This window comes from Mesorhizobium sp. M7A.F.Ca.US.010.02.1.1 (assembly GCF_004023085.1).
Taxonomy (GTDB): domain Bacteria; phylum Pseudomonadota; class Alphaproteobacteria; order Rhizobiales; family Rhizobiaceae; genus Mesorhizobium.
This window is the reverse complement of sequence record NZ_RZRV01000010.1, coordinates 104524-116616: the sequence shown is the minus strand read 5'-3', so window position 1 is coordinate 116616 and position 12093 is coordinate 104524. Positions and strand designations below refer to the sequence as shown.

Here is a 12093-nt window from a genome sequence, read left to right as displayed (position 1 = left end):
TGTGAAGACCACAAAGCCCGCGGCGTTCGAAGGCGCCTGAGATGGCTGTCGGATTTATTTTCTTGGCGTTGGCAACGAGTTCATCTTGGCCGTGACCGACGTTGCCGGCGGGTCTCATGCCTGTGCCCACCCAGGAGGAAAATGCATGTCATTCCGATCCGAGAGATTTACAACCGCTTTGACGTATAGCGAGGATGATAGAGCGCGGGCCGCCGCAGCGCTCTATCAATACAACATCGCACAGACCGGGATCGACGACCGAGCTGTCATCGGAGCGGAGCTTTGCGACCACTCAGGAAGAGTCTGGGGCGGGCTTTGGGGCAGAACGGAGCTCGGGCTCCTGTTTCTCGACATGTTCTTCCTGCCTGAGCAGTTGCGTGGCCAATCCTTTGGCTCACAACTTCTCAGGACTGTCGAGGAAGAAGCCATCCGGCGTGGCTGTAAGAAGGCCGTCGTGGAGACGAGCAGTTTCCAGGCACCGGTATTCTACATGCGCCATGGTTTCGAGGAATTTGGCAAAGTCGAATTCGGGATCCCTGGACATGCCCGCATCTTCCTTCGGAAAGATCTGCTGTGAAATTGATCGCGAACCTGCCGTCATGGCCTCAATCGCGAGGCAGCGACGGGTCGGTTCATTTTCCCGCAGCGAGCAGTGACTGTTCATATGATCTGCCAAGGCTGATCCAACGCCGATTTGCGACGCCATGCTCCACAGCCAAATTCTTGAGCGCCACAGCCTCGTGTGAACCGACTCAGGCCGTGGGTGTTGCTGCTTGGAACAAATCGGCGGCGGCAGAAGTTTGGCGTGCGCTACGAGGACCGCATGGCGAGCAAATCGACCGTGGTAGGCCGCTCCGGCGCACGCAAGCTTTGCTCTCGCCGCGCTCACAAGTGCAAGTCTGCCAGGGCGTGGTTGAAAGGGAGAAATCATGGCCAAGGTTTCAAGTCCGACCCCTGCCGCGGCCAGAGGCGAAGTTCAGGCAGGAGCGACGCAGGACAAGACGCCGGGGTTCGATCCCGCCATTGCCCCGCTTGAGACAGACGCAGAGGCCGCGGACACACAAAATCCGGTCGCTGGGACAAGTCCGCCGCGCAATCGTCCAGAATTCGAAAACGATGCCAGCTTTGCCAATGCCATGCGCCCGGTCGAAGGCGAGCCGGAACTGCGGCCTGGCGCCAACTGGCCGGTTTTGGTGATTGCAGCTGTCGTTTTGATAGCAGCCGTGGTTTTCCTGGCGGCAAGCATGCTGCGCTGAGAATGATCCCTACGATGCGGCACCACGGCCTATTCCTGGAGGTCTGGTGCGCCCTTCATGCCTGAGAGTTCGGTCATTGGGCACAGCAGCCGCGGTCGCGCGGGATCGGAAATGTCGAGCTTGTTCCAAGGGATGCGATATAGACCGTCGCGGCGGCGCAATCGGAAAAGATCCAGCATTGCCACGCCTATGGCCGAGGCCGAGAGGCGCTCGAAAGCGGCGTAGACCCCGACATGGAATTCGGTGACGACGAAATCGTCACCATCCCGTTCGGCGTGGATCTCCTCGATATAGCCGACATTCTTGCCGCGCTGCGAGAGTACGCGTCGCCCAGCCAGATGCTCGAGATTGACCGTGGCCATCATCAAGCTCCCGGAATGCGCCCGATGACATGGTCGCGCAACCAGTCCTGCCAGGCGAAGATCGACGTTTCTCGCACATCGATGTCGAACTCGATATCGATGCCGATATCTTTTACCTTGTGCCAGGCGATCCGATGGGGTTCGCCATGCTGCTTGCCACCCAACTTGACCGCGAGCCGCGCCATCCAGCGCCCAGGCCGTGCGCCGAGGCGACGTGCCAGGGTGATGGAGCCGAGCTCGATGGCAATGATCCGAGGCGGCTTGCCAGGCCGCAACTCCGCCACCAGCCCGTCGACCTTGCCGATCTTGACCTGCTCGCGATCGACCACCTGCTTGTCCAGGAGATCACGCAGCAACTTCATCATGTGCCTCCGAATATCTGCAGCGGGATGGTCACCACGGCCAGCACGAAGCCAAGCGCGATGATGAAGATGACCGCGGCATTCGAGATAATGCCGTTGCGATGCTCGCCGACATAAGTTTTGTCGTTCAGCAGAAACAAGAACGGGACGACCGTCAGCGGCAGGCTGGCTGCCGTCAGCGCCATGGAAAAGATGGTGAGCCTCAGCGGATCGAGACCAAGCGCTATGGGAATAGCCGCCAAAAGCAATGATATCGTGTAGGTAGCGCTGAAACCCGGATCGTCGCGCGGCTTGCGATCCTCGCCCCAATTCCAGCCGAAACCCTGGGCCACAAGATAGGCTTGTTGCAATCCGACCTCTAGTGCGGCGCCGAAGCAGGCAATGGCGAGGGAGGCAACAAACAGCACGAAGCCCCAGAAGCCGAATATGGATATCAGCATCAACGGCAATTGGTGATAGTCGTCCACCTGGGTGACGCCATGCGTGGCGAGCACGAGAGCGGCCACGATCAACACGCCGATCGAGATGGTGCCCCCGAAGGTCATGCCCAACCCCGCTATGGCCCGATTGGCTCCGAGATAGCTTTTGTCCCACCGGTCCTCGATGGCCCCCGAGGAATAGAACATGAACAGGTAGGGCGATATCGAGGCGCCGAGAATGCTGACCGCCATGAACCAGTAATTGGCGGCATCGTGGACTGGCAGCGAAGGCACGGCGCCCCTTGCGACTGCCGTCCAATCGGGTCTCAGCATCACCGCTCCGACGACGAAACACAGCGTCACCAGACCGAGGATCGATACGCCCTTCTCGATGAAGCCGAACGTGCCTTTCCAGAGCAGCAGCCACGCCAGCAAAGCCACCGGCAGTGCCCACCACTGGAAGCCTATGCCGGTGGCAAATTCGAGCGCAATGGCAACGCCGCCGATCTCGGCGGACAGCACCAGGAAATTGACCAGCAGGGCGGCAAGCAACGGCCATAGAAAGACGTTGAAGCCGAACCTCTCGCGGATGCCGTCGGAGATCGTGTGATGGCTCACAGCCGCGAACCGGCCGGACATTTCGACAAGAAAGATGATGCAGATGGTGCCTAGCACCACCGCCCAGATCAACTGGAAGCCAAACATCGCGCCTGCCTGCGCCGCCGTCGCCATGGACCCAACTTCGAGGAAGCCGCCGACGCTGGTGACGACGCCGAGGGATATTTCCATGAGCTTCTTCATGGCTTCGGCGCGAAATACTTGGCGTAGGCGGTAGCGAGCGAACGCGACGCCAGCCGTAGATCCTGTTGCGCGTCTTGGACTTCCGGCCGGTCGCCCGCCTGCAATCCGGCCTCTGCAAGCGCCACCGCGACCGACAAATCGTAGACTGCCTTTGTCAGTGAAGCTTGCTCGGCGGGTTCACTGGTTTGCGCGGACCGGATTTGCGCCCCGGCGTCGGCAAGCGTCTTGCCGATCGATTGCAGCGTATCCACCGTGTATGTGGTCGGCGCCGCCCCCGCCGCCCAAGCGTCCAGCGTCATCATCACGGTCTGCGATGCAGAGGCCGCAGTTCGTGATTGCTGCTCGACCTGATCGGAAGATGAGCATGCCGACAAAATCAGCAGAAGCAGGCACAGGCAGTCGAGCCTGAGATGGCGGCGTCTAGCAATCAAATCCGGCGTTTGGTGCGCCACGGAATAAGTCTCCCCGGCCCAACAAAACTGCGGCCTGCGTAAATCTGATCTAGAGCGCTCGTCGTGTCCGTCAACGACCGCGGCTCCCGATCCGGAGCACGAGGCGGCGAGCGAGGTCCAGATCGGTTTCAATTGGCACATCAGCGCAAGCTGAAGGTCAGTCGGGGCGATCCCCGCTCGAAGCGTCTCGGATTCTGTATTCGTTAACGAGGCCGAGAACCTGACTTCTGACTGTGTCGCGCGCGTCGGGCTGGATGAAAAACATCAGCCGTTCGACCGCTTCCACGACTGCTTCCGGCAGATCCGAAACCGCATCGGTGAATTCGCTGCCGTGCTCGTACATATTGTCCGTCAGTTTCTTGTCGAGGTCGGAAAGGATGCCCATTCATCCACACTCCAGATCCGTGCTGTATTAAACTCAGTTCGGCACCGTCACCGCGACGTCGCCTCGCCTGTTGCTGCCGGCCATCGATCACTGTTGCCCCGGCATTTCCGTGTTTTCCCTGGGATTTTTCTGGACGCCGGCAGCCGGGGCGGTATCCGCGGGGGCATTGCCGCCCTGGTTCTGCTCCGGCGCGCGTTTCAGCGGCGAGGTCTGCCAGCCCATATCGACGTAGAAAAAGCCCACGACGAAACCGACAATGATGACCGCCGCTATCACCAGCGAGATTATTGCGTTGCGTCGCTCCATAGGCCTAGTCGCCACTTGGCTTTGGAGATGCGGGCTGCGTTGGCTGCGTACCTTGCTGGTCGCCGCCGGTGCTGGTCTGCGGCGTCGGGTTGGTGTCCGTCGTGGGATTCTTGTCCACCGGCTGGCTGTTCGTAGTGTCCGTCTTGGACTTGGCCGGATCGGCATTGTCGTTGCACCCCGCCAAGGCGAGTAATGCCGCTGACATCAATAGCACTGCTCTCATGCCGATTTCTCCTGGCTGAGTTCGGGCGAAGCCGCCTGCCAATGACCTATTCGGTCGAACCGCACCGAAAGCCCCTGTTTGACCGCGCTTCTAGCCAGCAAATGGTCCAGTTCGGCGTCTTCGATCGGACTTCGTACGACTTGGCGAATGGCCTTGCAGGCAAGTTCCGTCGAGACGAAATCATATCTCCTGCTCCTGGCGACAACATATTGTTCGACCAGCATTTTCACGCGCCTGAGCGCGATTTCTTCGGCGTATTGCATTTTATTCCTCCTGCGCCCCGAACTGCCGAACGGGTTTGTTGTTCCAAAACATGATTGTCGAGGTGATTAGATGCTCGCGCTTTCCGATAGAAAGCGCGAGCGGATCAGGCTGAGGGGACCCGATCGTGCAGCATCAAACAAGGGGAGCAACGATGCTGCATGATATCGAACTCGCCCGGACCTGAGTTGTTCCACCTCTCCACGCCGCGTGTTCATTGAACTCAAGAACAAATCCTTGTCACGGCCTGCATACGGCCACGCATTCAACCTCTCCGTACGGAACAATCCGTCCCGACAGTGGTTCGGCCGAAGCGAAGCTCGGAGGACGAGATGACGAATGAAAAATTGGCCGTGGTGACGGGCGCCTCGAGCGGCATTGGGAAGGAACTCGCCAAACTGTGCGCCAAGGACGGCTACCACCTGATCCTAGCCGCCGACGAGCCCGCGATCCAGCAGGCAGCTGAGGCGCTCGGTTCGCATGGTGTGACTGTCGAAGCCATCGAGGCCGATCTGGCGACCGAGGAGGGTGTCGATCGTTTGATCGCCGGGATCGGCGATCGCGATGTCGACCTGTTGTTCCTGAATGCCGGACGTGGGCTCGGCCGTGGTTTCGTCGATCAGGATTGGAAAAAAGTACGCCGCATCATCGACACCAACATCACCGGGACAGTCTATCTCGCGCATCAACTCGGAGCCAGGATGGCACGCCGCGGCCGAGGCCGCATTCTCTTCACAGGATCGATCGCTGGTTTCATGCCGGGCACTTTCCAGGCGGTCTACAACGGCACCAAGGCTTTCATCGATTCCTTCTCGATCGCACTGCGTCATGAGTTGCAGGCCACAGGAGTCACAGTCACCGTGCTGATGCCCGGGGCAACGCAGACGCGGTTCTTCGAACGCGCCGAAATGATGGATACCAAGGTCGGCACCGATGAGAAGGACAATCCCGCCGATGTGGCCGAGGCCGGCTACGAGGCGATGATGGACGGTGAGGAACAAGTCATCAGCGGCTGGAAGAACAAGCTGCAGGTCGCCGCGGCACATGTGACGCCGGCAGGCACGCTGGCCGAACAGCACCGCAAGATGGCCGAGCCGGGTTCTGCCTCCAAAGGCTGACCTTCAGCCTTCACGCCAGAACCAAAATGTCGGGCAGACTCTTCTGCCGACCTTCTTCCAAGGCAGGAGCACCATCATGAAAGCGCTCACGTGGCACGGCAAAGGCGACATTCGATGCGACCAGGTGGCTGATCCCGCCATCGAGGATGATCGTGACGTCATCATCAAAGTCACCTGTTGCGCCATATGCGGCTCGGACCTGCATCTGATGAACGGATATATGCCGACGATGGAGTCGGGCGATGTGCTCGGACACGAGACGATGGGCGAGGTCGTGGAAGTCGGCAGCGGCCATTCGAAATTCAGAAAGGGCGACCGCATCGTGGTGCCTTTCAACATCTCATGCGGCGAATGCTGGTTTTGCCAGAAGGGGCTGTTCTCGCTTTGCGACAGGTCCAATCCCAATGCCAAACAGGCTGCCGAAGTGATGGGACAATCCCCGGCTGGCCTGTTCGGCTATTCGCATCTGGTCGGCGGCTATTGGGGAGGGCAAGCCGAATATCTGCGCGTTCCTTTCGCTGATGTCGGTCCGATAAAGGTGCCCGAGGGAATGGACGACGAACAGGTGCTGTTCCTCTCCGACATCTTTCCAACCGGCTATATGGCGGCTGAAAACGCCGGCATCGAGCCAGGCGAAACCGTCGCCATCTGGGGTTGCGGTCCGGTTGGTCAGTTCGCCATTCAGAGCGCATGGATGCTCGGCGCCGGCCGCGTCATTGCCATAGACAAGGTGCCGGAGCGGCTGGCGATGGCTCGCGAGCACGGCAAGGCCGAGACGCTCGACTTCAGCAACTCCGATATCTACGACGCCTTGATGGCGATGACCGATGGCCGCGGTCCGGATCGCTGCATAGACTGTGTCGGTACCGAGTCGGATCCCGGCGCCAGTGCCGACTCCATGCTCGACAAGGTCAAGGCTGCCGTCTATCTCGGCACCGATAGGCCGCATGTATTGCGCGAAGCAATTTACTCCTGCCGCAAAGGCGGCACCATCTCGGTGCCCGGCGTCTATATCGGCCTCGTCGATCATATTCCGTTCGGCGCCGCCATGAACAAGGGACTGACCTTCCGGATGGGTCAGACGCACACGCAACGCTATCTCGAACCGCTCCTGGCCATGGTACAGAAGGGCGACATCGATCCCTCCTTCGTGATCACGCACCGGGCAGACCTCGAAGCGGGACCGGACCTCTACAAGACGTTCCGTGACAAGCAGGATGGCTGCATCAAGGTGGTGATGCGACCGCATGGCTGAGATGTCGGTATCTTGCGCGGGGTCCACCTTGCGCGGATTCCCCGCCAAGGATAGCACCGACGCTGCCGAGGAACCTGGAACTTTCGACCGTGGCGGCGGTTGACCCGCAGAATAAACTCAGGGCGACGAGACTGTCGTGCCCGCCCGCTGCGAAGGAAGTTATCGCCATGAGCAATGAGAATCCCACATCGAAACCCAGCGTCCGGTCGCCAAACGCCGATGCTCTGCCGCACCCGAGACGGGACGCCAGTGACACAGATGCCGGTGCCAAGCCGCTGACGCCGAAAACCGCCGGCACATCCCGGCCATCGGCCCCGCCGCTGGACAATCCGGTTGCCAATCGAAACGCCGGGCGGCCGCGTCAGGCGAGCACCACGCCTAGGCCGACCGACAAGCCCCTGGACTGATCGAAACCGGCCTCTTGAAATCACAGCGAGTGTTTGTCGGGACGAAGCGATGCCAGGTCGGCCAGGGTGTTGAGAAGTGCAGCGTCGCCTGCCGGTTTCGGCACGAATTTGCAGTTTCGGAAGGGTGTGGGAACGTCGCGCGGCCCAAATCCGGTCATGAATGCGAAGGGGATGCCGCGAGCCAGCAATGTTTCGGCCACGGGCAGACTTGTTTCACCGTTCAATTGAATGTCCAGCAGCGCCACGTCGGCTTTGCCTGCATCGATAAGCTGACGAGCCGCGGCGACCGACGAGACCGGGCCGATCACCGGATAACCCGCCGCACGCAGGCGAGACGCGACGTCTTCGGCGATCAGCCATTCGTCCTCGACCACCAGAACGCGCGGCCTGTCGTCGCTCACGGCGCCTCCTTGTGATTTGCCGGAAACGCGATCTGGACGCTGAGGCCGTCCTTGTGGAACGCGGTCTCGACATGGCCGCCGAGCCTGTAACCGATTTCTCCTTGCAACAAGGTCAGGCCAAAGCCGTTGTCCAAGGGCGCCTTGACAAGAGGACCGTCCTTCTCTCGCCAGCCAAATGTGAAACTGTCATCCTCGATCGACCATTGCACACTGACCTTGCCGTCGGTTTTTGACAAAGCGCCATACTTGGCCGCGTTGGTGGCCAGTTCATGAATGGCCATGCTGAGGGAAAGCCCCTGTTGCGGGCCTAATTTCACGTCTGCGCCATCGAGTTCAACCCGCTCGATGCCGAAGGGTTCGAGCTCCTGCTGGAGCAATTCCCTGACCGAGGCTTCCTTCCATCTCTCCCGGGTCAGCAGGCCGTAGGCCCGCGACATGGCATGCAGGCGGCCGATCAGCGCATCCGCGAACTCCTCCTTCGTATCAGAACTTTCCCGCGTGCGGCTTGCAATGCTGGCGATCACCGCAAGCATGTTCTTGACCCGGTGGTTGAGTTCCGAGATGAGCACCTGCTGATGCTCTTCTGCCTGTGCCAGCGTGGTAACGTCGACAAGTGTCACCACCACGCCCTGGATCCTGTTGCCCTTGTCCCGATAGGGATTGATGCGGACCATGTGGAACAAGCCCCTGGCATCGCGCGCCAGATGGTGATTCAGGATCTCGCCTGTCTCGAACACCTTGTCGATGTGCTGCTTCAACTCTGGGTAGTCGAGTTGGCTCGACAAATCCGTCAGCGGCCGGCCAACATCGGAGGGGCGCAGGCTGAAGAAGGATGACGCCGCCGGCGTGAAGGTGCGGACCACAAGGCTGCGGTCGAGGAAAATGGTCGCGATGTCGGTGCTTTCGAACAGGTTGCGCAGATCGCCGTTAGCGTGGTTGAGCTCTTCTATCTTGGCCGTCAACTCGGCGTTGATCGTGTTGAGTTCCTCGTTGAGCGACTGCATCTCCTCCTTCGAGGCTTCGAGTTCCTCGTTGGTGGATTGCGCCTCCTCATTGACGGAGACGAGTTCCTCGTTCGACGATTTCACCTCCTCCAGTGCGGTCTCGTATTCCTCGATCATCGATTGCAGGCGCTCTCTGGTATCGCGCAGTTCCCGCTCGAGATCGGCGGTGCTGTCACTGTCACGGCTGCCGCCGTCTTCCTCTGAGCGGGCCTGCGTCGGGCCCGACGGCTCGAAAAGGACAAGGTAAAGCGGCTCGCCGTTGCCGCGTTCCGCGAGCGGCTCGATCGTCAGCCTGATCGGCTGGACCCGTTCGTCGTCTTCCTCCACGGTGAGGTTTTCCCGCACCACTGTGCGGCGCGTGGTCGTCGCTTCGCGCAGTGCGGCGCGGAGATCCAGCCGCAGCCCACGCCTTGCCATCGTCAGCAACTGCCGGCTGGGAATCCCTTGTGGCGCTTCGAGATATCTGCCGGTCCTGGCCGAATAATAGACGACATCGCCCTCGGCGTTGACCAGGACATGCGGCGGCGCGAACCGTTCCAGCACCTGCGCCTCCACTGCCTGCCGCAGGGGATAGCCGACAAGTCCCTTCTTCGAGCCGGCGCTTTCGGATGGGAAGACGCTGGAATGACTTTCCCCGATCAGGGCCGGCAGTCTGATGTGCGGTGAGGCATGCTCCCGCGCATGGAAGATGCGATGTTTCTTGTCGAAGGTGGCGAACAGATCGTCGTGCTGCCCGACGCTTTCGGAGGTGCCAAGGAAAAGGTAACCGCCGGGCTTCAGCGCATAATGGAAGACAGGGATGACGCGGTTTTGGATGATCGGGCCGAAATAGATCAGCAGATTGCGGCAGGAGACCAAGTCCATGCGCGAGAAGGGTGGATCGCGAATGACGCTGTGCGGCGAGAAGATGCACAGTTCGCGTATCGCATTGCTGATGACATAGCTTTCGCCATCGCCGTTGAAAAACCGCTGTTTGCGTTCGGGAGAAAGACCTTGCAGCAAGGCTTCCGGATAGCGTGCCGCCCGCGCCACCGCCAGCGCCGGCTCGTCGATGTCGGTGGCGAATATCTGGACGCGCGGAACGACCGTAAGCTTCTCCATGTGTTCGCGCAGCAGGATGCCGATGGAGAACACCTCCTCGCCCGTGGCGCACCCGGGAACCCAGACCCTGACGGTGTCGCTGGCGGTCTTGCCTTCGAACAGCTGCGGTATGATCTTTCGCTCGAGCAACTCGAAGGCATCGGGGTCGCGAAAGAAGTTGGTGACATTGATCAGCAGATCGCGAAAAAGGCTCATCACCTCGCGAGCATCCTTCTTCAGCCAGTCTATATAAGCGCTGATGGAATGGACCTGGGCGATCTGCATGCGCCGCTTCACGCGGCGCAGGAATGTCTTGGTCTTGTAGCCCGAGAAGTCGTGGCCGGAGTGGCTGCGCAGAATGGCGTATATCTGTTCTCGCACCTTATCGATGTCGGCCGTATGGTCGCCATCATCTTCCGCCAGCCCCTCCAGCGGATCGAAGCCGCGGGCGAAAGCCTCCAGCTTCGCCCCGATCTCCTCGGCGGGCACAGCGACATCGACGAGTCCGCTGGCAATAGCGCTCTGTGGCATGTCGGGATTGCGCGGCCCATAGCCGTCCGGCGCTTGCGCGACGGTAAACCCGCCCCGCTCCTTGATGGCCTTGGCGCCCAGGGTTCCATCGGAGTCGCCGCCCGACAGGATGACGCCAACGGCATATTCGCCCTGGTCTTCACCCAATGCAGCGAAGAAGATATCGATGGGCTTGCGCTCCTGGGTAAGCCCATTCGGCCGGCGCAGGTGCAGCACCCCCGATTCAATGGCCAATGTCACGTTTTGCGGCATCACATAGACGTGGTCGGGTTGAACCACCATGCCGTCCCCGATCACGATGACAGGCATCTCGGTGTAGCGGCTGATGACCTCGTGCAACAGGCTTTCGCGCTTGGGGCTGAGATGCGTGATGATGACGAAAGCCATACCAGGCTGACCGGTCACGCCCTTGAACAGACCTTCCATCGCGGGAATGCCGCCCGCGGACGCGCCTATGCCCACGATGGGAAATCTAGTCGATCGGGCAGTCACGGCATGTCCCCCTTTCGCCGACCCGACCTGAAATCCCCTCAAGGCCGGATCGGACAGGACACAACCATATAGCGCGCAAAACGGATGGAACAAGACGTCAGGGATGACGTTGAACCCGATATCAATGGTGGTTCAATGGCAAAACGATCTGCTGACATAAAACTCCCGACGCCGGTGGTATCAGGGGAGCCTGGATCGCTTGGAAGTTCCCATGCTGGGGCCGTCCCGGATCGCATGCTGGCGCTTACGAGACGGTTGCAGGCGGCCTTGGACGACAGAATTCGGAAGGCAAATCCGCTGCATTCTAACCTCCGTTCCAAGAAAGGATGACGACGTGCGCGACCTGCGGGGGCTGCATATTCTGATAGTCGAAGACGAATGGACGATGGCGGGGGATCTTGCGCGGTTTTTCAGCAATATGGGCGCCATCATCCTCGGTCCCGCTGCAACCGTCGAACAGGCATCCAAACACACCGGGACGGCTGAAGCTGCAATCCTCGACGTCAATCTCAATGGCCGACGCGTGTTTCCAATCGCCGATGAGTTGATGCGCCGGGGTGTCCCCTTCGTGTTCTTCAGTGGCGATGACGACATCGCCATTCCCGATCATCTCCGCTACGCCAGCAATTTGCGGAAATCCTCGGGCAGCCAGGCGGTGTTCAACGCGCTCTTTCCCCCGCAGGCATCTGGGCGGGAGACCCCCATGTCGGACCCCTCCGACGACGTCTTCGCGCTTTTGCCCAAACTGCGACTTGCGGCGCGCCTTTTGCTGGCAGACGTCGAGGCATCGGATCGGCTCGTCGAGAGGACGCTCGAGCAAGCGATCCGGGATGTCGACCGCAGACAGCTTGGTCAATCCACTGAAAACTGGCTCAACGGCATCATGCAAGAGATGGCGAAAACCCGCGGCGCAAAACTGATGCATTAGTTTGCCTTCCAAGAAAACTTGGCCGTACAGATAGGCCATTTGACCGGCGT

15 protein-coding genes are annotated in these 12093 nt (G+C 60.3%); 5 read left to right on the top strand and 10 right to left on the bottom strand.

All coding sequences use genetic code 11. From position 1 onward, the window contains the following. Positions 1-145 precede the first annotated feature (145 nt). Positions 146-577: a GNAT family N-acetyltransferase gene (locus tag EOA19_RS13610; protein WP_023809456.1), complete on the top strand. Its 432-nt coding sequence runs from the start codon at positions 146-148 to the stop codon at positions 575-577. A 352-nt stretch (positions 578-929) separates the two neighbouring features. Then, on the top strand, positions 930-1256 hold the full coding sequence (locus EOA19_RS13605) for a hypothetical protein (RefSeq protein WP_023809457.1): 327 nt from the start codon (positions 930-932) through the stop codon (positions 1254-1256). Between the two features lie 29 nt (positions 1257-1285). Here EOA19_RS13605 and EOA19_RS13600 read toward each other — a convergent pair whose 3' ends face one another. From EOA19_RS13600 to EOA19_RS13565, 8 genes are all read right to left on the bottom strand, one after another. Further along, complete coding sequence (locus EOA19_RS13600) at positions 1286-1618, bottom strand: hypothetical protein (protein ID WP_128303898.1); 333 nt, start codon at positions 1616-1618, stop codon at positions 1286-1288. Positions 1619-1620: 2 nt separating this feature from the next. Next, positions 1621-1980, bottom strand: a complete 360-nt coding sequence (locus EOA19_RS13595) for a hypothetical protein (RefSeq protein ID WP_128303897.1) — start codon at positions 1978-1980, stop codon at positions 1621-1623. Continuing rightward, positions 1980-3200: a divalent metal cation transporter gene (locus EOA19_RS13590; RefSeq protein ID WP_128303896.1), complete on the bottom strand. Its 1221-nt coding sequence runs from the start codon at positions 3198-3200 to the stop codon at positions 1980-1982. The genes EOA19_RS13595 and EOA19_RS13590 overlap by 1 nt, the downstream gene beginning before the upstream one ends. Further along, a complete protein-coding gene (locus tag EOA19_RS13585; protein WP_128303895.1) occupies positions 3197-3652 on the bottom strand; it encodes a hypothetical protein in 456 nt (151 codons plus the stop codon). Before EOA19_RS13585 ends, EOA19_RS13590 begins: the two co-directional genes overlap by 4 nt. A gap of 157 nt (positions 3653-3809) precedes the next feature. After that, on the bottom strand, positions 3810-4037 hold the full coding sequence (locus tag EOA19_RS13580) for a hypothetical protein (RefSeq protein ID WP_128303894.1): 228 nt from the start codon (positions 4035-4037) through the stop codon (positions 3810-3812). An 87-nt stretch (positions 4038-4124) separates the two neighbouring features. Then, complete coding sequence (locus EOA19_RS13575; protein WP_013533184.1) at positions 4125-4343, bottom strand: hypothetical protein; 219 nt, start codon at positions 4341-4343, stop codon at positions 4125-4127. 4 nt (positions 4344-4347) lie between these two features. Further along, positions 4348-4566, bottom strand: a complete 219-nt coding sequence (locus EOA19_RS13570; protein ID WP_023809463.1) for a hypothetical protein — start codon at positions 4564-4566, stop codon at positions 4348-4350. After that, positions 4563-4829, bottom strand: coding sequence for a hypothetical protein (locus tag EOA19_RS13565; RefSeq protein WP_023809464.1), 267 nt, complete (start codon positions 4827-4829; stop codon positions 4563-4565). The genes EOA19_RS13570 and EOA19_RS13565 overlap by 4 nt, the downstream gene beginning before the upstream one ends. Positions 4830-5159: 330 nt before the next feature. On the opposite strand from EOA19_RS13565, the gene EOA19_RS13560 reads away from it, so the two are divergent. Both EOA19_RS13560 and EOA19_RS13555 read left to right on the top strand, forming a co-directional pair. Further along, positions 5160-5945 (top strand): SDR family NAD(P)-dependent oxidoreductase, encoded by a 786-nt coding sequence (locus EOA19_RS13560; protein ID WP_127292248.1) that lies wholly within the window; start codon positions 5160-5162, stop codon positions 5943-5945. Positions 5946-6021: 76 nt separating this feature from the next. Continuing rightward, positions 6022-7200: a zinc-dependent alcohol dehydrogenase gene (locus EOA19_RS13555; RefSeq protein ID WP_023809466.1), complete on the top strand. Its 1179-nt coding sequence runs from the start codon at positions 6022-6024 to the stop codon at positions 7198-7200. Positions 7201-7627: 427 nt separating this feature from the next. Here the strand turns inward: EOA19_RS13555 and EOA19_RS13550 are convergent, their stop codons facing one another. Together EOA19_RS13550 and EOA19_RS13545 are read right to left on the bottom strand one after the other, a co-directional pair. Next, entirely contained in the window at positions 7628-8008 is a 381-nt protein-coding gene (locus EOA19_RS13550) for a response regulator (protein WP_023809467.1), read from the bottom strand. Next, on the bottom strand, positions 8005-11115 hold the full coding sequence (locus tag EOA19_RS13545) for a CheR family methyltransferase (RefSeq protein ID WP_128303893.1): 3111 nt from the start codon (positions 11113-11115) through the stop codon (positions 8005-8007). The genes EOA19_RS13550 and EOA19_RS13545 overlap by 4 nt, the downstream gene beginning before the upstream one ends. Positions 11116-11449: 334 nt before the next feature. Between EOA19_RS13545 and EOA19_RS13540 the strand changes: the two genes are divergently transcribed. After that, entirely contained in the window at positions 11450-12043 is a 594-nt protein-coding gene (locus tag EOA19_RS13540) for a response regulator (protein WP_164892923.1), read from the top strand. Positions 12044-12093 lie beyond the last annotated feature (50 nt).